This window comes from uncultured Parasphingorhabdus sp., from assembly GCF_963975735.1.
Taxonomy (GTDB): domain Bacteria; phylum Pseudomonadota; class Alphaproteobacteria; order Sphingomonadales; family Sphingomonadaceae; genus Parasphingorhabdus.
In genome coordinates, this window is the sequence record NZ_CAXBIA010000001.1 from 339,074 (window position 1) to 358,916 (window position 19,843).

The window sequence follows — 19,843 nt, forward strand, 5'->3', positions numbered from 1 at the left end:
TGTCTGGGAAGAAATTGGCTTCACTCGGCGGGCTGGACCTCCGCACCGGGTCGATCATGGTGATCATCGCCGGGCTCGTAGGTAAGCATTTTTTTGCGTAACCACGGGCCTGCGCGCCGTTCGAATCCGTCCGCCAGGCTAAATCCTGCGGGCACGATGACCAGAGTCAGCAAGGTCGAAACGATCAGGCCGCCGATTACGACAATGCCCATCGGTGCGCGCCAGGCGCCATCGCCAGACAGGGATAGGGCTGTCGGCACCATGCCTGCGGTCATCGCCACTGTGGTCATGACAATCGGCTGGGCACGCTTGTGTCCGGCATCCATGATTGCCTCGAACTTCGGAACGCCTTTCTGCATTTCCTCGATCGCAAAATCGATCAGCAGAATGGAGTTTTTACTGACGATACCAAGCAGCATAAGCACACCGATCAGCACCGGCATGGATAGTGATGTACCCGTAGCCCAGACCAGTAACATGCCGCCAAGCGGGGCCAGCGCGAGCGAGCCCATGTTGACCAGTGGCGACATCAACCGTTTGTAGAGTAGCACGAGCGTCGCGAAGACGAGCAATATGCCAGCGATCAAGGCGATCATGAAATTGACCGCCAGTTCCTGCTGCCACTCGTCTTCACCAAAGGCTTCGTTGGATACGCCGGTGGGCAGATTCTTCATGATGGGAAGCTCGAAGATCTTCTCCATGGCATCGCCTTTGACCACGTCCGGACCAAGATCCGCGCCGATAAACGTCCGGCGATTCTGGTTGTAGCGCTGAATCGATGTCGGCCCGGATCCAAAACTGACGGTGGCGACGCGGCTGAGCGGAACCGTTCCGCCGGTCGCAATCGGGATTGGCAGATTTTCGATAGTTGTCAGATCGGCCCGCGATGCGAGCGGCAACATGACACGGATCGGAATTTGCCGGTCCGACAGCGAAAATTTTGCAGCATTCTGATCAATTTCGCCCAATGTGGCGATCCGGATGATCTGGCTCAGCGAAGCAGTGGTTACGCCAAGCTGGGATGCGAGATCCATATGTGGAGTGATGATGATCTCTGGACGGCTGAGGTCGGATGCGATCCGCGGAGCGCGCACTTCACTAACCTCTTTCATCTGCTCCACCAATTGGGCAGCGGTGGAATCAAGCAGATCCGGATCCGAACCGGTCAGCATGATGGAAATATCGCGTCCGGTTCCGCCGCCGCCATTTTGTGACTGGAAGGAAATCCGGGCATCCGGAATTTTCTGAAGTTCCGGTGACAGGCTGCGCTCAAATTCCATCGAGGTCTTTTTGCGATCTTCCTTCAGGCTCACGAAGACTGTTGCGTTGGTTTCGCGAACCCGCGTCAGAGCGCGGTCAACTTCGGGCTGAGCATACATAAGGTCGGACACCCGGTCGGCAATTTTTTCGGTCTGTTCAAGCGTCGTTCCAGGCACAACCTCAATCTGAATACGACTATTGTCCTGATTTGTGGTCGGCTGAAATTCACTTGGTGTAATCGCGAACAATATGACCGTCAGGCCAAAGGCAAGGATACCGATTGCCATCATCCACATGCGATGATCATAGCCTCGCGCCCGAAAGCGACCGGAACGATAGGCATACCAGTCGGCAAAGCGGCTACCGAGAATACCGCTCGAAATTTTGATTATCCGTGCCAGCAAGGTTGCGCCTGCGAGACCAGCGGTTACGCCGACAATCAGACTCAAAAGGGCTCGTAAAAAGTCGCTCGGTATCAAAGTCGATAGTAATCCGTTGATAAACATCCCGAGAGAAAACGAGATGCCGACGAACGCTGCAACTATCAACGCAAACAATATGAAACCGACGAGATACTGCCACCATGAGGCTTTGGCAGGAACCAGCGTCTGCCGGACGCGGTCGGCAGATGATCGATCCAATACCCACTGCAGCAGGGCCATATATCGGTCCATCCAGACCCCTTCGCCATGTTCGGCCTGGCCGTGGGACTTCAGGAAATAGGCGGCAACCATTGGCGTTATCATACGCGCGACCGCAAGACTCATCAGCACCGACACAACCACAGTTATGCCGAAGTTTTTGAAGAACTGACCGGATATACCGGGCATCAGCCCAACCGGCAGGAAGACGGCGACAATACAGAATGACGTGGCGACAACCGCGAGACCGATCTCGTCGGCGGCATCAATCGATGCCTGATAGGCGGTTTTCCCCATGCGCATATGGCGCACGATATTCTCGATCTCGACAATGGCATCGTCGACCAGCACACCTGCAACCAGGCCCAGCGCCAGCAATGAAAGGAAGTTCAGATTGAATCCGAGCAGATCCATGAACCAGAATGTCGGTATCGCGGACAATGGTATGGCAATGGCAGAAATAACCGTTGCCCGCCAGTCGCGCAGAAAAATGAAAACCACGACAACGGCGAGGATCGCGCCTTCAATCATGGAGAGCATCGAACTTTTATACTGTGATTTGGTATAGGTAACGCTGTTGAAAAGCGGAATGAATTCAATCCCCGGAACTTCTGCCTTGATCTTGTCCATGACCTCGATTGCATTGTCATAAACCGTCACATCGGAAGCTCCGCGCGCTCGGGTCATCGAGAAATTGACGACCTCCACGCCCTTCACCTTGCTGATCGAACTGCGTTCGCCGAAGGAGTCGGTAACTTCTGCAACGTCACTCAACTTGATTGTCTGGCCGTTGCCCAGGGATATCTGCGTCTGGGACAAATCATAAGCATCGTCGGCGTTGCCCAGAACGCGGACGGACTGCCGGGTGCCGCCTACTTCTGCACGTCCACCAGCAGCATTGATGTTGATCTGGCGCAACGCACTGTTGATCTGGCTTGCGGTAACGCCAAGCGCCTGCATCCGTCCGGGTTGCAGGATGACCCTGATTTCCCGGTCAACTCCGCCAAAACGGTCGACCTCGGCCATTCCATCGACGGATAATAGCCGCTTGACCACTGTATCATCGACGAACCAGCTGAGCTGTTCGACCGTCATGTCGTCGGCTTTGACGGCAAAGAACGCGATCGGACCGCCCACGGCATCGACTTTCGACACTTGCGGTTCCAGGATACCATCTGGCAGGGATCCGCGAATCTGATCAACAGAATTTTTTACTTCATTAACGGCGTTGTTTACGTCCGCGCCAATTTCGAACTCGACAAATGTGCTGCTGCTGCCTTCGCTTGCGGTCGAGCTTATATTCTTGACGCCGCTGATCGAGCGAACCGCTGACTCCACCAGCTGGGTGATCTGGTTTTCGATCTCGGTCGGTGCTGCGCCTGGCTGGGAAATTCGTACGGAAACAGCCGGAAATTCGACATCCGGATTGTTTACGACATCCATCCGATTGAAGCTCAGCAAACCCGCAAAAAGTAACGCTGCGAAGAGCACGAGCGGGGCCACTGGATTGCGCGTGCTCCAGGCGGAAATATTACGAAGGTTCATCGATCAGGCCTCAAATTTGCGAACGACTCACGCGCCGCCTGCTTTCTTTTGGACTTTCGTCTGCACGGTCTCGCCGGGGCTCAGGAAGCCGCCTGCGCGAAGTACAACTTTTTCGTTTCCGGTTAATCCTGACGTGATGGAAAGTCCCGCGGGAGATACCGCGCCAATGACGACGTCGCGCCGCTCCGCCTTATTGTCCGGTCCGACAATATAGACAAAGCTTCCCTTGCTATCATTTTGCAAGGCAGATTCGGGCAATATAGCAACCTCGGAAGTCCCGCTCTCGATCAATGCGCTGGCGAACCCGCCTGGTCGCAAGGCGCTATCATAGCCGAGAGAAATTCTGGCGATACCCTGCCGGGATTGCGGATCAATGGTTGGAGAGATTTGCCACACCTGTCCGGTCAGAACCTTGGTGGTACCGACCGGGGTTACTTGGGTGGAAATGCCTACCGAAATATTGGCCAGATCGTTTTCGCCAAGCCGGGCCTGTAATTCCATTTCTCCATTTTGTGCGAGCACAAAGAGAATGCCACTTCCCTGGGTTACTGTCTGTCCGGGTTCGACATTGCGTTCCAATACGAAGCCGGCCTTGGGAGCCACGATATTCAGGCGGCTGTTGCGCGCCCGGGTTTCGTTCAACTGTGCCTGTGACAGGCGCAGACGGGCTGCGGCGGAATCGCGGGTTGCTGTCAACCGGTCGATATCTGCCTTGGAAATAAATCCCCGCTCGACCAGCTGTGCTGCACGATCCAGGTTGGACTGCGCCAGTTCAAGGTCGGCTCGGGAAACGCTGACCGACGCCTCGAGCCCCGCTGCTTGCTGGGATTGAACGGACCGGTCGATAGAGGCCATGATCTGGCCCTGCTTCACCCAGTCGCCAGCGTCGACATATACATTGGTTACCCGACCGCCTTCACCGACCACGCTAACCGGAATCTCCCGCCGTGCCGCCAATGTTCCTGTTGCGTTGATCGTTCGCGTTACCTGCTGCTTGCCGGGAGCCATGACCGTAACCATGGGTGCCTGACTGACAGCTTCGTCATCGCCCGGGGCGCCGAAGAAATAATGATAACCGATATACGCCAGCAGGAGCGCCAGAACCACAGCCGCTCCGATAATCAGGGGGCGGCGGTTGGCACTACGCTGCACAGGGTCGTCCATAATCGAGATTTCATTGCTGGGAATGGTGGACTCATAGTTCATATTTTTACTCTTCGGTCAGGCCCATATCGCATTTTTGAACGGCAATACACAAAAGAATCGCTGATTTTCCGGTCAATTCAGATTTTCATCGACTGTGTTATCCGAATATGGCACCGGCGGCAAGCTGGAACAGTATTCGGCCAGTTTTACAAGCCATGCTTCGACGAACAACCGACATCATCTTACGAAAGGGCCGGTCCGTAAACGAACCAGCCCCCCAAGTCTCTAATATTATACGGAAAAGCGGGTTTTAACGGACCCGGCCGCGCTGGATGAGATTCAGTATCAGCAATAGTACCACTGCACCGACAAAAGCGGTGAACAAGCCGATGATTGAAAATTCCTGAATGCTGCCGCCAAAACCGAAATAGCGGCCGACAAAATTGCCGATTACCGAGCCGATGATGCCGACGATGATGTTCCAGAAGACGCCCATGGAGGCATCACGGCCCATCACCATGCTGGCCAGCCAGCCCGCAATACCGCCGACGATCAATGCAATAATCCAACCCATATGTTCCTCCTGATTGTTTGCGAGCGTGCAATCCATACGCTCGCGAATACAGTCACATAGAGGATTTTACCGCAGACTTGAAGGAATAAAAGGAACGGTCGAGCCTGTCCGGGGCTTCGCGCAAGGCTTTATAGCGAACAAGCGTCCATCAATATTTCTGCTGACGCTCGTACAAGTCCCGATAATGCTGGATTCGCGTCACGCGCAGACCCGGCATACCAGAACGGTCGACAGCCCGTTGCCAGGACGCGAATTCTTCCAGGGAAAGGTCATAGCGGTCGCACACTTCATCAACCGTCAGCAGGCCACCGTTAACGGCTGCTACAACTTCCGCCTTCCGGCGAACCACCCAGCGAGTCGTACCAGGTTTCGGCAAATCACCAATGGTGAGTGGCTCACCCAGTGGACCGACAACTTGCGCTGGTTTTATTTTTTGGTTTTCAATCATACTACCCTCAAATTTTGCCTTTCGGCATTTGGCCCTGTTTTCTGTTCCGTCTGGTCTTCGTAACAGCAGAGCTTTGCGATTACCTGAATTGCCAAGGTAAACGTCGCGTTCATAAATTCGATTATTCATGCATGTCGTTGATTTTCCTTTGTACCAAGTCCGGGCGAAAACAGCCGGACTCAAATAACGCTGTTTCCATGCGACGGTTCCTGTCCGACCGAATCCGTCCGGCAAAAAAAGCCATCCGGTCGTCCATGAAGGTGGTTGGAGCCGCCGACTGAAGCCCCGGCCGTCCCTGACTCGCCGCAACATAATTCCGGGCTGACTGGCTAGTTGACTGCCGCTCTATGGCGTGAGCGAGCAATGCCCGATGATCCGCAACGCGTGCGGCACGAGTATTGCTTTTGTCTAAAGCCATCCGTTTCAGGGTCTTATGGGGAAAGTTCAAATCCATGGACGCTGGTCTAGCAGCGAAGGTATAAACTTGTGTAAAAGCGATGTTTACACCGCCTTAGGACTAGTTAAGGAAACCTTCCGCCTATCCATCGCTTTCGTGTCAAAATGGACCACATCCGGAGGCAAAACAGGATAAGCTCGCAGCACTGGCGCAAACGGCAGGACTTCTTTATGGGCTGCATTCATTATGACAGACAGAATCAACGGAAATTTCCAGCTCGGTGACGATCTGACGGGCAAGCGCATTGTCGTCGCCATGTCTGGCGGGGTCGATTCGAGCGTGGTCGCGGCCCTCGCAGCGCGAACTGGTGCAGAGACCATCGGGATTACCTTGCAGCTATATGACCATGGTAAAGCCGTGGGACGGGTCGGCAGCTGTTGTGCGGGGCAGGATATTCGCGACGCGCGTGCCGTGGCCGACCGGCTTGGCATTGCCCATTATGTTTTTGACCACGCCAGCCGGTTCAAGGATTCGGTCATGGATGTCTTCGCCGACGAATATATGGCTGGCCGAACACCGATTCCGTGCGTGCAGTGCAACATGGGCGTCAAATTCACCGATCTGCTGCAACTGTCGCGCGAACTGGGCGCCGATTGTCTGGCGACCGGTCATTATGTCCGTCGCGTCGAGACTCCCGATGGATCAGAATTGCATCGGGCACATGATCCGGCGCGTGACCAGAGCTACTTTCTGTTTGCAACGACACAGGACCAGCTGGATTATTTGCGTTTCCCGCTAGGCGATATGCCCAAAACACAGGTTCGCGAAATCGCCGAAGACATGGGACTGGCGGTGGCCTTCAAGCCCGACAGTCAGGATATCTGTTTCGTTCCCAATGGCGACTATGCCAGTGTCGTGCGCAAATTACGTCCGGACGCGGACGATGATGGCGAGATTGTCCATATCGACGGCACTCTTATGGGACGGCACAAGGGACTCATCCATTATACAGTCGGACAGCGCAAGGGACTGGAGATCGGCGGACAAGCCGAGCCGCTCTATGTGATTCGGCTGGAGCCGGAAGCCAAGCGCGTGATTGTCGGCCCGAAAGCCGCTCTAGCGGTTGCGTCAGCCTCTCTTCGCGACATCAACTGGATCGGCGGCGACTATGCCGGCCCGGTCGACGTCAAGGTTCGCTCGATGGCAAAACCGACGCTGGCCCGGCTGGAAGGACAAAAGCTGCAATTCCACAATCCGGAATTTGGCGTGTCTCCGGGACAAGCCGCTGTCTTCTATCACAAGGAGCGGGTGTTGGGCGGTGGCTGGATAGACTGCACCGACGCGGTCGAGCAGCAATGGCTGGCAGGGGTCGAAGTCTAGGTCCTGACTCTGGTCTATTCGGCCTGTATCTGTTCGTCGGTAAGCATCACACAACCCCAGCCTTCGCGAAACTCGGCGGTAGCGGTCTCCATCAGCAACGCCGAGGCCGTTACCCTTTTGCGCTCCTCGTCCAGCGTCAGGCTTATCACTTCCATGCCCGGTTCGAAGTCCTTGCCGCAATCCTCGATATCCCGTCCGCCGACAAAATGACAGGAACAGGCAACCCGCGCTCCATAACCGGTGCCGATGTCGAGCTGTCCCCTGATGCTGTTGTAATTATACACGAACAGGGCGATCAGGATGAGCAGGAACAGCGCAGCGACATATAGCGCGATCCGCATCCTGCTTCGGGGAGGTCGGGATGTGTCTTTTACAGTTGCCATAGCGGCTTCTATTGGTGCAACGACGCAATATGCACAAGATTAAACTCGCGTTGATACCGGCCCTGATGCTCGCCCTTTCCAGTTGCGGAGGGAATGGCGAAACCAAGGCAGCGCCTCAGAAAAGCGCCGCAGAACTAGCCTATATCTCGGATGACAGCCCGATCGCCAAGGCGCGTCTCGATGCGGCAATCGCACCCTTGTTCGAAGATCCGGCAATGGCGGAGACGCGCGCCTTTCTGGTCATGTATCAGGGGAAAATCATCGCCGAGCGCTATGGCGAGGGCTATGATGAAGATACAAGGTTCATCAGCTGGTCGATGGCAAAAAGCTTTACCGGTGCGCTGATCGGATTTCTGGTCGCGGACGGGCGGCTGGTGCTCGATGACCCTGCTCCCGTGCCGGCGTGGCAAAGACCTGGCGACCCGCGCGGCGACATAACCTTGCGCCATTTGCTCCACATGTCGTCCGGGCTTGATCATACGGAAGCGGCCGGAGAGGAAGGGAAGACCGTTTTCGAGGCAGATACCAACCGGATGCTGTTCATGGATGGCGCGCAAGATGCCGCCGCTTATGCCGAAGCGCGCCCGATGGAAGCCAAGCCGAGCGAGAAGTTCGAATATAGCAGCGCCACCAGCATCATCCTTTCCGATATCATCACCCGCACTTTGACCGAGAGCACGGACCCGCTGGTCCGGCGCGATGTCACCTTACGCTTCATCCGGGGTCGACTGCTCGAGCCGCTCGGAATGGATGGCACCTATCCCGAATTCGATCCGAATGGCACATTTCTGGGCGGCAGTTTCCTTCATGCCACCGCCCGGGATTATGCCACGTTCGGAGAATTCCTGCGCCACAACGGTGCCCGCAAAGGCGCACAGCATTTGCCGGTCAGCTGGGTGAAATTCATGAAAAAATCGTCGCCGAATGATCCGGCTTATGGCGGCCATATCTGGCTTAACAAGAAGCGTCCCGAGGGCCGTAATCAGATATTGTTTCCCGACAATGGCCCCGACACGATATTTGCCGCTCTTGGCCATCTGGGGCAGCAGATTGTTGTTTCGCCCGAACAACAGCTGACGGTGGTCCGGCTTGGCAAGACCCAGGACGATGTCCTCGCACCGATGAGCGCGCAGATCGGCCGGATCATGGCGCTGTTTCCGACAAAGGGCTAAACATCCGCTTTTTGCGGGTTGCCTACAGGCGGAATGCGCCTTCCACCACGGTCACGCATTTCCCGCCCAGCCAGGCGCGGTCGCCGTCGAGGCGGCAATTGACATAGCCCCCGCGCTGGCTCGCCTGATAGGCAGTAAAATTGTCGCGACCCAATTGTCTGGCCCAATAAGGCGTCAGGACGGCATGAGCCGATCCGGTCACGCTATCTTCGTCAACCCCGCCGCCAGGTACGAAAACCCGGCTGAGCACATCGGTATCCTTGCCGGGTGCGGTGCAGATAAATTGTGCATTGCCGAGTGCGGCGAGTGCTTTCAGGTCCGGTTTAAGCGCCAGAACATCGTCGGCATCGGCATAGCGAAGAATATGATAGCGACCCTCATGAAACTGCGTTTCGACCGGGCTGACGCCGACCAAAGCGACAATTTCCGGCATGGATTTCGGAGATGGGGCGTAAGCGGGAAGGTCCAGTGCATAGCCATCCCCCTCGCGCATCACCGTCAATATGCCAGCTTTCCGTGTCCGGAAAGTGACCTGTTGCAACCCGGGGTCTCGGGACAATATGACATGGCCGCTGGCCAGAGTCGCATGGCCGCAGAGCGCGATTTCCACCGTCGGAGTGAACCAGCGCAGCTCGTAATCTGCCGCGCCGCTCGCATCGGGAAGGTAAAAGGCGGTTTCGGCAAAATTATTTTCCTCGCCGATGGCCTGCAGGGCATGATCCTCCAGCCAGCTTTCGAGCGGCATCACCGCGGCCTGGTTGCCGGTAAAGGGGCGGTCGGCAAAAGCGTCGACATGATAATAAGGCAGATTCGTCATGGGTAGAGCAGTCCTTCCGTCCAGTCGTCACCGTCGCGGACAAAGGTCCGCCGTTCGTGCAGCCGGTGGGCCCGGTCCTGCCAGAATTCAAATCGCGCGGGGGTAAGGCAATAGCCCGACCAGTGCGGCGGACGGGGCACATCGCTGCCTTCAAACCGCTGTGTCATTTCCGCGAACCGGGCTTCGAAGGTGGCGCGATCAGCGAGCGGGCGGGACTGGTCCGAGGCCCAGGCCCCGAGCTGTGAATCCCTGCTGCGGGAAGCAAAATAAGCATCGGCCAGGCTATCGGCTACCGTCGAGATATGGCCTTCAATCCGGATCTGGCGGCGCAGACTTTTCCAGTGGAACAGGATTGCGGCCTTGGGGTTTTCACCGATATCGCCAGCCTTGCGGCTTTGCTGGTTGGTGTAGAAGATGAAGCCGTCGGGGCCATGGCCTTTCAGCAATACCATCCGCGCCGAAGGTTGTCCGTCGGCGTCGGCGGTAGCGATGGTCATGGCATTGCTGTCATTGATTTCGGTGGCGCGTGCTTCGGTGAACCACGTGTCGAACAGGGAAAATGGATCGGTCATGGATCATTCTGTAACATCCTGTCGACGACCCGCAAACAAACAAAATTTTGCCCGGCGACAAAACCGCATTTTCTGATAGGATCGCCGTGGATAGGGGGCTTTTATGAACTGGGATCTGGTTTTTACGATCACCAACAATTATGCGTTAGTGATGTGGCTCATCCTCGCATTCGCGCCGCGCCGAACCGTGATAATGACCGGTTTGTTCTACGGTGGCACAGGGTTGCTGGCAACCAGCTATGCAGTGATTGTCGTCCCTCTCATGACGGGTATGATCGATGGCGGAAGCGGCGGAATTCCTGATTTCTCGACGCTTGCCGGTGTCCAACAACTGCTTTCCAGTCCGGGCGGGGCGACCATAGGGTGGATTCATTATCTCGCCTTTGACCTGTTTGTCGGTCTATGGGTCGCACGCAATGCGGATAAATACGGGTTTGCACGCTGGCTGCAGATACCTATCTTGTTGTTTGTCCTGATGCTCGGGCCGTTGGGACTGGTTCTTTATCTGCTGCTGCGTTTCACGCGACATAACAAGGTTGCAGATGCCGTTATACCCGAATAAGACAGTAGAGTTGAAATTTGGCGGAAAATGCCAATCTCCGCATGGTAAGGATTTGAAAAAGGTTAAATAATGATAGATCCCTATCAAGCATTGGGTGTTGCCAAGGGTGCAAGCGACAAGGAGATTAAATCCGCTTATCGCAAGCTCGCCAAGGAACTGCACCCCGACAAGAACAAGGATAACCCCAAGGCGACGGAGCGGTTCTCCGACGTCACCAAGGCTTATGATCTGTTACTGGACAAGGATAAGCGCGGGCAATTTGATCGCGGAGAAATTGACGGTGAAGGCAATCCTACCGCGCCCTTCGGCTATGGCGGCGGGGGTGGATATCAGCGCGGTCCGGGCGGCCAGCAGCATGATTTCGGTAATGCCGGCGCGGATTTTGGTGATATTTTCGAAGGCCTTTTTGGCGGCGGTGGCGGAAGTTCGCCTTTCGGTAACCGTCAGCGCAGTGCACCGCCGGCCAAGGGCGCCAATGTCGCCTACCGGCTGAAGGTGGAATTCATCGCGGCGGCAACGCTGCAAAAACAGCGCATCACGCTGGAAGATGGCAAGACCATTGACCTCAGTCTGCCCAAGGGCGTCGAGGAAGGCACGCAAATGCGGCTCAGCGGCAAGGGCCGACCGGGGCCGGGCGGCAATGGTGATGCAATTGTCACCATACATATCAACGCCCATCCCTTTTATAAACGCGATGGCGACAATATCACGGTGGAGCTGCCGATTAATCTGAAAGAGGCGGTCGAGGGTGCCAAGATCAAGGTCCCGACCGTGGACGGGCCGGTGATGCTTTCGATCCCTGCCGGGTCGGATTCCGGCAAGACGCTGCGGCTGAAAAACAAGGGCTTTCATGGCAAATCGGGTGTCCGCGGCAATCAGCTGGTCACTTTGATGATAGTCCTGCCGGAAAAAGACGAAAAGCTCGCAGAATTTGTGAAAGACTGGAATCCGAAAGACAATCCGCGCGCCAGCATGGGTGTGTAGGCTTGAACCGGAATCCCCAGTCAGAGCTTTCTCCCGAGGCCCGGCGCCAGGACAGGAGAAAGTCTGGGTCACCGGAACATAGGGCCGGCGAAACGCTTGCGGACGAAAGCCTGGTTCGACGCGCCATCATCATCATCGAGCGCACCGCGGTCGGCGTCTATCATGACGGTTTTACCTTTGCCGGCAATTTTGCCTATATGTCGCTGCTCGCGGTATTTTCCTTTTTCATCGTCGCTGCGGCGATCGTCGGCGGCTTTGGCCAGACTGCTGTCGGTACCGATTTTGTCGAGGCTTTTTTGGTAACCGTTCCGCCTTCGGTTGCCAGCGCGCTGCATGACCCGATCAGAGATGCGATGACCGCGCGAACCGGGCCATTGCTATGGTTCAGCGCAATCGTCGGGCTATGGACCACAACCAGCCTGATCGAGACAATCCGCGAGATTCTCCATCGGGCCTATGGCGTCGAGGCGCAGCGTGCGTTCTGGGAATATCGCCTGACATCGATCCTGCTAATTCTCTTGTCGGTGTTTTTCGCGATGCTGGCGCTGAGCGCCCAATTTGTGGTGGCCGGTGTGACCGGGTTTCTCGGCACTTATTTCCCGGCGGTCGAGAGCGATGCGCTTTGGCTCTCGCTTTCCAATGCGGTACCGTTTTTCGTTCTTTTCGCGACGCTCTACTTTCTGTTCCGTCTTCTGACGCCCCGCCAATATCGCCCGCGCCAATATCCCAAATGGCCCGGAGCGGTATTCATCAGCGGCTGGTGGCTGATGATCACCGGACTGCTGCCGGTTTTTCTCAAATATGCCGCAAATTACCAGCTAACCTATGGCAGTCTCGCCGGGGTTATCATCACGCTGATCTTTTTTTACCTTGTCGGCCTCGGCATGGTAATCGGCGCGGAGATAAATGCTGCTTTGGCCGAACGCCCGGCCAGAAATGGATATAGCGAATGATCCGCTGGAAAATCATCTTGATAGCGTTTATCAGCGGCGATTATCTGATTTCAGGAGACCGGGGCGATGAGTGATTTAATGAAGGGCAAGCGCGGCTTGATCATGGGGCTTGCCAATAAAAAGTCACTGGCCTGGGGTATAGCCCAGCGTCTGGCTGCCGACGGTGCCGAACTGGCGATCAGCTATCAGGGCGAAGTGATGGCCAAGCGCGTCAAACCGCTGGCCGAACAGCTGGACTGCGATTTCCTGATCGATTGCGACGTCAGCGATATGGACCAGCTCGACGCGGCATTTGCCGAGATCGAGAAACGCTGGGGAAAGCTGGACTTTGTCGTCCATGCAATCGGCTTCACCAACAAGGAAGCGCTGCGCGGCAAATATTATGATGTGACCCTCGACGATTTCCTGATGACCATGAATATCAGCGTCTACAGCTTTACCGCTGTTGCCAAACGCGCAGCCGCCCTGATGAGCGCTGGCGGATCCATGCTCACCTTATCCTATTATGGTGCCGAAAAAGTGATCCCGCATTACAATGTTATGGGCGTCGCCAAGTCCGCGCTGGAAACCTCTGTCAAATATCTGGCGCATGACGTCGGACCTGATGGAATCCGGGTGAATGCAATCTCTGCCGGGCCGATCAAGACACTGGCCGCTTCGGGCATTGGCGATTTCCGTTATATTCTGAAATGGAACGAGCTGAATTCGCCGCTCCGGCGCAACGTCACCATCGATGATGTGGGCGCTTCGGCTCTCTATTTCCTGTCCGATCTTTCCGCTGGCGTCACCGGCGAAACCCATCATGTCGATGCCGGCTATCATACGGTCGGCATGAAGCAGGAAGACGCGCCGGATATCGCGCTGGATTGATGATCACGGTTTTTTCGTGAATGATCCTTTCGGAAACAGAATTGAATTTATCAACGCGGAGAGCGAGTTTTGAGTTTTAATATCTTTGGCCATGCTTTCCGCTTTTCCACCTGGGGAGAAAGCCACGGACCTGCGCTTGGCGCGCTGGTTGACGGTTGCCCTCCCGGACTGGAACTGAGCGAAGCGGACATCCAGCCGTTCCTCGATGCGCGCCGTCCCGGCCAGTCGAAATATACGACCCAGCGGCAGGAACCGGACCAGGTCAAAATTCTCTCCGGCATTTTCGAAGGCAAGACGACCGGCACGCCGATTTCGCTGATGATCGAGAATATCGATCAGCGGTCGAAGGATTATAGCGAAGTCGCCAAAGCCTATCGTCCCGGCCATGCCGATTATGCCTATGACCAGAAATACGGCTTTCGCGATTATCGCGGCGGTGGCCGGTCGAGCGCCCGCGAAACAGCCTCGCGGGTAGCCGCCGGTGCAGTTGCGCGGCTGGTGATTCCGGAAGTGACGATCCGGGCCTGGGTTGCGGAGATCGGCGGCGATGCCATCGATCCGGCGAATTTTGATGCCAATGAAATCGGCAACAATCCGTTTTTCTGCCCTGATGCTGAAGCCGCGAAGCGCTGGGAAGCGCTGGTCGATGGTGCCCGCAAGGATGGCAGCAGTATCGGCGCGATTATCGCCTGCGAAGCGACCGGCGTGCCCGCTGGATGGGGAGCACCGATCTATGCCAAGCTGGACAGCGAGATTGCCGCAGCGATGATGACGATCAACGCGACCAAGGGCGTCGAAATCGGTGACGGTTTTGCCGCCGCCCGTCTGCGCGGCGAAGAGAATGCCGACGCGATGCGGCCCGGAGACAATGGTCCCGAATTTCTCGCCAATCACAGCGGTGGCACGGCTGGCGGGATATCCACCGGCCAGCCGGTCTTCTGCCGGGTGGCGTTCAAACCGACCAGTTCCATATTGACGCCTGTGCCGACCATCACGCCGGAGGGGAAAGCCACTGAAATATCGACCAAGGGCCGTCATGATCCTTGCGTCGGGATCCGCGGCGTTCCGGTAGTCGAGGCGATGATGGCCGTGGTGCTGGCTGACCAGAAAATGATGCACAGGGCGCAATGCGGATGAAAGCTCTGTTTCGACCAGCAACCCTCCTGCTTGCTCCGCTCTTGTTGCTGGGGGCTACAGATGAAAAACCCCGCCTTACCTTCCAGGGGCTCGGCTCCATAGAGATCGGAACGAGCGAGGCGGTGCTTCAGAAACGGGGGTTTAGTGATCCCTACCGGTCGGCAGATTCGCAGGCCGACGAAGAATATACCGCTTGCCACTATCTTTCCAACGAGACCGAATATCCCGGTGTCCATTTCATGATCAATGACGGGCTGCTGGTCCGCATTGATATAGGTGCAAATGACGCCGCTATTGTGTGGAAGTCTCTATCCGGCGCCAGCATCGGAATGACCGAGACGGAAATCGTGTCGCTTTATGACGACTGGATAAAAATTGACCATCATCCCTATCTTGATGATGCCGGATCCTATTTAATTCTCGACTCCGGCGACGGCCTGTACAAGATGATATTCGAGACGGCGACTTCCGACGGCAGCGGTGAACAATTTTCGTCAAAGCCTTCCCGCGGGCCGAATGCAAATAAACGAGTCACCGATTTCCGCGCCGGACTGGCCGGACCGGTGAACTATATTGAAGGCTGTTCCTGATCCATGATCGACCTCATTCTTCACGTCATCAATGAATATATTCAGGCGAACAAGGCGATCATCGGTCTGGTGATCCTCGGCTTCCTGTTCGCCGGCTTCATCATGGAGCGCTTTCCCGCTGCCGTGGTCGCGGTGCTCGGAGCCTGTATGTTCCTGTTTCTCGGGATCATCGATTCCGACGGGCTCTTCTCGGTTTTCTCCAACACCGCGCCGATCACCATCGCTGCGATGTTCATCCTTTCGGGTGCGCTGCTGCGAACCGGCACGATCGACGCGATCGCCGGTTTCATTATCAAGCGTGCCAAACACCGCCCCAAGCTGGCGGTTGCCGAGATGTTTCTCGGCGCTTTCGTCGCGTCCGCCTTCATGAACAACACGCCGGTGGTGATCGTGCTGATTCCGATCATCCTGCGGCTGTCGCGGGCAACCGGATTCTCGTCCAAGAAATTACTGATTCCGCTCAGCTTCATCTGCATATTGGGCGGTACCACCACGCTGATCGGTACCTCGACCAACCTCATCGTCGATGCTGTTGCCCGGGAACAAGGTCTGGCCGGTTTCGGAATTTTCGAAATCACCCCTTATGGCTTGATTGCGGCGGTTGCCGGTACGGTGATGATGGTCCTGTTCAGCAGCTGGCTGCTTCCCGGTGGCAATGTCAAAGGGGAGTTTGACAGCAGCGATGAAAGCGCTTTTCTTACCGAACTGACTGTCCGCCGCAATGCATCGGTGATCGACAAGAAGCTTTACACCGTTCCCGAACTGCGCCGTGCGGGCCTCGAGGTCACGGCGGTCAAGCGGTTGAGCAGTTATATCCGCCATGATCTTGATTTTCATGAACTGCGGGCGGGCGACCGTATTGTCGTACAACTCGATCTGGCCGAGCTTATTTCTCTGCGAGAGTCAGAGGATTTCAAGGTCGGTATCGTTCGCAAAGGCGATGTCGGCGCATTGGGCGAGGAGCTGGTCGAGGCGACAGTCGCCCCCAGCCATCCTGCCATCGGTAGCCGACTATATGACATTCCCTTTCTGTCGCAGCTTAACGTGCGCGTGTTGGGGATGACCCGTTATCGCAACCTGCCTCGGTCTGACCTGACCAATGCGCGGATCCACGCGGCAGACCGGCTGCTGGTGACCGGTTCCAGCGAAGATATCCGTCGCATGTATCAAAATCCGAATTTATTCGGCGTCGGACAGACCAAAATTCGTGCTTTCCGCCGGGATCGTGCACCGATTGCCATTGGCGCGCTGGTTGCAGTGGTGGTTCTTGCCGCGCTCAACATCATTCCGCTGGCGGTTGCGGCCATATTGGCCGTTGGTGCGATCCTGCTTGCCCGCTGTATCGACGCGGAAGAAGCCTGGGGTTCGATCGACGGCAATGTTCTGGTCCTGATATTCGGTATGCTCGCGGTGGGTCTGGGGTTGCAGCAGGCGGGCAGCGTCGATCTTCTGGTTGCCGAACTGACTCCCTTTTTGCGGGAAGTACCGCCTTGGGGCCTTGTTTTCGCTATCTACGTCCTGTCGGTGATCATGACCGAGATCGTGACCAACAATGCGGTGGCCATTATCATCACCCCGATAGCCATCGCGCTGGGCAATGATCTGGGTGTCGATCCGCGCCCTCTGGTGATCGCGGTCATGTTCGCCGCCTCTGCCAGCTTTGCGACGCCGATCGGCTATCAAACCAACACGCTGGTTTACGCGGCCGGCAATTACCGGTTTACCGATTTCTTCAAGGCCGGCATCCCGCTGACCTTTGGCGTTGGGCTGTCGACCTGCCTGGCGATTAGCTTCTGGATGTAGGCCGAACCGAAACGCTTGCCGCGCTGTGCAGCTATCGATAGGCTTGGTTTAATAAAACGGGGAAGATAGCATGCTGGCATTCTGGTTCAAAATTCCGCTTTGGCAGCGCGTTATCGCGGCGCTTTTCCTCGGTGTCATCACCGGCCTGATCTGGGGACCCGAATCCGAAACCATCAAATGGATCGGCGATTTCTTCATCAAGGCGATCAAGATGCTCGTCGTGCCATTGATCTTCTTCTCGCTCGTTGCCGGTGTGGCGGCGCTGGGTGATCTGAAAAAACTGGGCAGCGTCGGCGGACGGGCGATGATATTGTTCGTGATCACCGGACAGATCGCCGCCTGGCTGGGTCTCGCCCTCGGCACGTTTTTTCAGCCCGGCAATGGCGTTGATACAAGCGCGATCGAAAAGGGTGATACGCCGGTACCCAATGACACCAGCGCGATTGACATGATCCTGTCGATTGTCCCCGACAGTCCGGTTCAGGTGATGGCCGACGTACGGGTGCTACCACTGATCGTCTTTGCGCTGCTGATCGGTATCGGCATCTTGATGGCCAAGGAAGATGGCAAGCCGCTGGCAAAAATCTTCGATAGCGGCGCTATTGTGATGCAGAAAGTCACGATGATCGTGATGGAACTGACGCCATTTGGTGTCTTTGCTCTGATGGCGTGGGTTGCCGGCACTCTCGGCATGGATGCGTTGCTCTCGCTCGCACAATTGGTCGGTCTCAACTATCTCGGCTGCCTGCTGATCATCGGCATCGTCTATTCGGGGATGATCAAATTTATTGCGAAGCTGCCGGTACTCGATTTCTTCCGCGGGATTATCGATGCGATGGCGGTCAGCTATTCCACGGCGTCATCCAACGCCACCCTGCCGGTCACCCTGCGCTGCGTCGAACGCAATCTCGGTGTCAGCAACTCGGTAGCCAGCTTCGTCGTCTCGCTTGGTGCCACGATCAACATGAACGGTACCGCGATGTATCTCGGGCTGGCCACATTGTTCGGCGCTCAGATATTCGGCGTCGACCTCAGCTTTGGTGACTATGTCCTGATCTCGATCACCTCGACGCTCGGTGCCATCGGTGCGGCGGGCATCCCGGGTGCGGGCCTGATCATGATGGCTTTGGTGTTCGGCAGCGTTGGCGTGCCGTTGGAAACCATCGCTTTTGTTGCCGGTGTCGACCGGATCATGGACATGATGCGGACCACGACCAATGTGTCGGGTGATGCCGCAGTTGCGGTGACGGTAGCGGTGATGACGGGCGAGATTGACCGTGAAGAAATGATCTCGGCGGATGATGTCTGAACCGGGCAAACCGTAGCTCGACCCAAGTGTTGTCGCCGTTTGGATGGACCGTGCTTCCTGTCCTAGGCGGGGATCAGTACATTGTGATAAAGCGGATCTTCCATTGCCCGGCCGGCGCCATTGGCGACGCAGGTCAGCGGGTCATCCGCAATGGTAACCGGCAGTCCGGTTTTGTCAGCGATAAATTCGTCAATTCGTCCCAATAATGCGCCGCCACCGGTCAGTACAATGCCCTGATCCATGATGTCTGCGGCCAATTCCGGCTTGGTATTCTCCAGTGCATTGAGCACGGATTCGGCTATCTGGCTCACCGGCTCGGCAATGGCTTGGGTAATTTCGGCTTCGGTGATGGCGATTTTTTTCGGCATGCCGCTGACCAGGTCGCGTCCCTTGATATGCATGGTCCGTCCCTTGCCGTCCTCCGGGCTGACCGCACTGGCGATGCCATGCTTGATCAGTTCCGTGGTCGATTCGCCGATCGCCAGATTATGCTTGCGGCGTATATGGGAAGAAATGGCATCATCAATCTTGTCGCCGCCCATTCGTCCGGAAGTGCTGTAAGCCAGCCCCTGCAAAGACAAGATAGCGACCTCGGTGGTTCCGCCGCCAATATCGACCACCATCGCGCCATTTGGTTCGGCGACCGGTATTCCTGCACCAATGGCGGCCGCCATCGGTTCTTCGACAAAATAGACGCCGGAGCCGCCGGCATTGGAAGCCGCATCGCGCAGCGCACGCCGCTGGACGTTTGTAGAGCCGGAAGGAATGCAGACCACAATATCGAAACGCCGGAATATCCCGGGCTTTTTCTCGTGCACTTTGTGGATGAAATGTTTGATCATCTGCTCCGCCACATCCAGATCGGCGATGACCCCGTCCTTGAGCGGCCGAATGACCGTGATGTTGCTGGGTGTCTTCCCCATCATCAGCTTGGCATCGCTGCCAACCGCACGGACCTTCGTTACGCCGTCATTGGTTTCGAGCGCTACCACGGAGGGTTCGTTGAGCATGATGCCGCGATCCCGAACATAGATAAGCGTGTTGGCCGTACCGAGATCGATCGCCAAGTCGAGTGACTGGAGTTTGAAAAAACTTTTCATAAAAAAGGAAATACTTCGATTAGAGCGACCACATTGCCAATGTGACAGGATTGCAGGAACTTGGTGACACTGAGCGAATGAACCGGCGATGTATAGTTAATTAGCGCTGGCAATTTGTAAAATTGCCAGACCATTCATGGCCATTGTGCAACGCTATAAAAGCCCGATATCGTCAACCCTCATGCCGCCGGTCGGGATAC

18 protein-coding genes are annotated in these 19,843 nt (G+C 56.3%); 10 read left to right on the forward strand and 8 right to left on the reverse strand.

Going from position 1 to position 19,843, the window contains the following annotated elements:
- Positions 1 to 20: 20 nt before the first annotated feature.
- From AACZ86_RS01615 to AACZ86_RS01630, 4 genes are all read right to left on the reverse strand, one after another.
- On the reverse strand, positions 21 to 3,446 hold the full coding sequence (locus tag AACZ86_RS01615; protein WP_339688899.1) for an efflux RND transporter permease subunit: 3,426 nt from the start codon (positions 3,444 to 3,446) through the stop codon (positions 21 to 23).
- A 27-nt stretch (positions 3,447 to 3,473) separates the two neighbouring features.
- Positions 3,474 to 4,652: an efflux RND transporter periplasmic adaptor subunit gene (locus AACZ86_RS01620; RefSeq protein ID WP_339688900.1), complete on the reverse strand. Its 1,179-nt coding sequence runs from the start codon at positions 4,650 to 4,652 to the stop codon at positions 3,474 to 3,476.
- 250 nt (positions 4,653 to 4,902) lie between these two features.
- The gene (locus AACZ86_RS01625; RefSeq protein ID WP_339688901.1) at positions 4,903 to 5,166 is read right to left on the reverse strand and encodes a GlsB/YeaQ/YmgE family stress response membrane protein; all 264 of its coding nucleotides are present in this window, start codon (positions 5,164 to 5,166) and stop codon (positions 4,903 to 4,905) included.
- Positions 5,167 to 5,314: 148 nt separating this feature from the next.
- Positions 5,315 to 5,614, reverse strand: coding sequence for a DUF1153 domain-containing protein (locus AACZ86_RS01630; protein WP_176280835.1), 300 nt, complete (start codon positions 5,612 to 5,614; stop codon positions 5,315 to 5,317).
- A gap of 643 nt (positions 5,615 to 6,257) precedes the next feature.
- Between AACZ86_RS01630 and mnmA the strand changes: the two genes are divergently transcribed.
- Entirely contained in the window at positions 6,258 to 7,391 is a 1,134-nt protein-coding gene (gene mnmA, locus AACZ86_RS01635; RefSeq protein WP_339688902.1) for a tRNA 2-thiouridine(34) synthase MnmA, read from the forward strand.
- A gap of 14 nt (positions 7,392 to 7,405) precedes the next feature.
- On the opposite strand, the gene AACZ86_RS01640 is transcribed toward mnmA, so the two are convergent.
- The gene (locus AACZ86_RS01640) at positions 7,406 to 7,732 is read right to left on the reverse strand and encodes a hypothetical protein (RefSeq protein ID WP_339688903.1); all 327 of its coding nucleotides are present in this window, start codon (positions 7,730 to 7,732) and stop codon (positions 7,406 to 7,408) included.
- Positions 7,733 to 7,803: 71 nt separating this feature from the next.
- Here AACZ86_RS01640 and AACZ86_RS01645 point away from each other — a divergent pair, with 71 nt between their 5' ends.
- Positions 7,804 to 8,946: a serine hydrolase gene (locus tag AACZ86_RS01645; protein WP_339688904.1), complete on the forward strand. Its 1,143-nt coding sequence runs from the start codon at positions 7,804 to 7,806 to the stop codon at positions 8,944 to 8,946.
- Between the two features lie 22 nt (positions 8,947 to 8,968).
- Here AACZ86_RS01645 and AACZ86_RS01650 read toward each other — a convergent pair whose 3' ends face one another.
- Positions 8,969 to 9,763, reverse strand: a complete 795-nt coding sequence (locus tag AACZ86_RS01650) for a PhzF family phenazine biosynthesis protein (RefSeq protein WP_339688905.1) — start codon at positions 9,761 to 9,763, stop codon at positions 8,969 to 8,971.
- Positions 9,760 to 10,335, reverse strand: coding sequence for a pyridoxamine 5'-phosphate oxidase (pdxH, locus tag AACZ86_RS01655; protein ID WP_339688906.1), 576 nt, complete (start codon positions 10,333 to 10,335; stop codon positions 9,760 to 9,762). The genes AACZ86_RS01650 and pdxH overlap by 4 nt, the downstream gene beginning before the upstream one ends.
- A gap of 103 nt (positions 10,336 to 10,438) precedes the next feature.
- On the opposite strand from pdxH, the gene AACZ86_RS01660 reads away from it, so the two are divergent.
- From AACZ86_RS01660 to AACZ86_RS01695, 8 genes are all read left to right on the forward strand, one after another.
- Complete coding sequence (locus AACZ86_RS01660) at positions 10,439 to 10,897, forward strand: ABA4-like family protein (protein WP_339688907.1); 459 nt, start codon at positions 10,439 to 10,441, stop codon at positions 10,895 to 10,897.
- Between the two features lie 69 nt (positions 10,898 to 10,966).
- Positions 10,967 to 11,881, forward strand: coding sequence for a DnaJ C-terminal domain-containing protein (locus tag AACZ86_RS01665; RefSeq protein ID WP_339688908.1), 915 nt, complete (start codon positions 10,967 to 10,969; stop codon positions 11,879 to 11,881).
- A gap of 2 nt (positions 11,882 to 11,883) precedes the next feature.
- A complete protein-coding gene (locus AACZ86_RS01670; protein ID WP_339688909.1) occupies positions 11,884 to 12,834 on the forward strand; it encodes a YihY/virulence factor BrkB family protein in 951 nt (316 codons plus the stop codon).
- Positions 12,835 to 12,900: 66 nt separating this feature from the next.
- Entirely contained in the window at positions 12,901 to 13,704 is an 804-nt protein-coding gene (gene fabI, locus AACZ86_RS01675) for an enoyl-ACP reductase FabI (RefSeq protein ID WP_339688910.1), read from the forward strand.
- A gap of 69 nt (positions 13,705 to 13,773) precedes the next feature.
- Positions 13,774 to 14,841 carry a chorismate synthase gene (gene aroC / locus AACZ86_RS01680; RefSeq protein ID WP_339688911.1) on the forward strand — a complete coding sequence of 356 codons (1,068 nt, stop codon included), beginning with the start codon at positions 13,774 to 13,776 and terminating at the stop codon, positions 14,839 to 14,841.
- Positions 14,838 to 15,431 (forward strand): hypothetical protein, encoded by a 594-nt coding sequence (locus tag AACZ86_RS01685; protein ID WP_339688912.1) that lies wholly within the window; start codon positions 14,838 to 14,840, stop codon positions 15,429 to 15,431. Before aroC ends, AACZ86_RS01685 begins: the two co-directional genes overlap by 4 nt.
- Before the next feature lie 3 nt (positions 15,432 to 15,434).
- Positions 15,435 to 17,234 (forward strand): SLC13 family permease, encoded by a 1,800-nt coding sequence (locus AACZ86_RS01690; protein WP_339688913.1) that lies wholly within the window; start codon positions 15,435 to 15,437, stop codon positions 17,232 to 17,234.
- Between the two features lie 70 nt (positions 17,235 to 17,304).
- On the forward strand, positions 17,305 to 18,543 hold the full coding sequence (locus tag AACZ86_RS01695; protein WP_339688914.1) for a dicarboxylate/amino acid:cation symporter: 1,239 nt from the start codon (positions 17,305 to 17,307) through the stop codon (positions 18,541 to 18,543).
- A gap of 62 nt (positions 18,544 to 18,605) precedes the next feature.
- Here the strand turns inward: AACZ86_RS01695 and AACZ86_RS01700 are convergent, their stop codons facing one another.
- Positions 18,606 to 19,643, reverse strand: coding sequence for a rod shape-determining protein (locus tag AACZ86_RS01700; RefSeq protein ID WP_339688915.1), 1,038 nt, complete (start codon positions 19,641 to 19,643; stop codon positions 18,606 to 18,608).
- Positions 19,644 to 19,843: the final 200 nt, after the last annotated feature.

Coding starts and splice junctions, on each gene's coding strand:
- AACZ86_RS01615 (WP_339688899.1), bottom strand. CDS start 3,446: ATGAACCTTCGTAATATTTCCGCCTGGAGCACGCGCAATCCAGTGGCC.
- AACZ86_RS01620 (WP_339688900.1), bottom strand. CDS start 4,652: ATGAACTATGAGTCCACCATTCCCAGCAATGAAATCTCGATTATGGAC.
- AACZ86_RS01625 (WP_339688901.1), bottom strand. CDS start 5,166: ATGGGTTGGATTATTGCATTGATCGTCGGCGGTATTGCGGGCTGGCTG.
- AACZ86_RS01630 (WP_176280835.1), bottom strand. CDS start 5,614: ATGATTGAAAACCAAAAAATAAAACCAGCGCAAGTTGTCGGTCCACTG.
- mnmA (WP_339688902.1), top strand. CDS start 6,258: ATGACAGACAGAATCAACGGAAATTTCCAGCTCGGTGACGATCTGACG.
- AACZ86_RS01640 (WP_339688903.1), bottom strand. CDS start 7,732: ATGCGGATCGCGCTATATGTCGCTGCGCTGTTCCTGCTCATCCTGATC.
- AACZ86_RS01645 (WP_339688904.1), top strand. CDS start 7,804: ATGCACAAGATTAAACTCGCGTTGATACCGGCCCTGATGCTCGCCCTT.
- AACZ86_RS01650 (WP_339688905.1), bottom strand. CDS start 9,763: ATGACGAATCTGCCTTATTATCATGTCGACGCTTTTGCCGACCGCCCC.
- pdxH (WP_339688906.1), bottom strand. CDS start 10,335: ATGACCGATCCATTTTCCCTGTTCGACACGTGGTTCACCGAAGCACGC.
- AACZ86_RS01660 (WP_339688907.1), top strand. CDS start 10,439: ATGAACTGGGATCTGGTTTTTACGATCACCAACAATTATGCGTTAGTG.
- AACZ86_RS01665 (WP_339688908.1), top strand. CDS start 10,967: ATGATAGATCCCTATCAAGCATTGGGTGTTGCCAAGGGTGCAAGCGAC.
- fabI (WP_339688910.1), top strand. CDS start 12,901: ATGAGTGATTTAATGAAGGGCAAGCGCGGCTTGATCATGGGGCTTGCC.
- AACZ86_RS01685 (WP_339688912.1), top strand. CDS start 14,838: ATGAAAGCTCTGTTTCGACCAGCAACCCTCCTGCTTGCTCCGCTCTTG.
- AACZ86_RS01690 (WP_339688913.1), top strand. CDS start 15,435: ATGATCGACCTCATTCTTCACGTCATCAATGAATATATTCAGGCGAAC.
- AACZ86_RS01695 (WP_339688914.1), top strand. CDS start 17,305: ATGCTGGCATTCTGGTTCAAAATTCCGCTTTGGCAGCGCGTTATCGCG.
- AACZ86_RS01700 (WP_339688915.1), bottom strand. CDS start 19,643: ATGAAAAGTTTTTTCAAACTCCAGTCACTCGACTTGGCGATCGATCTC.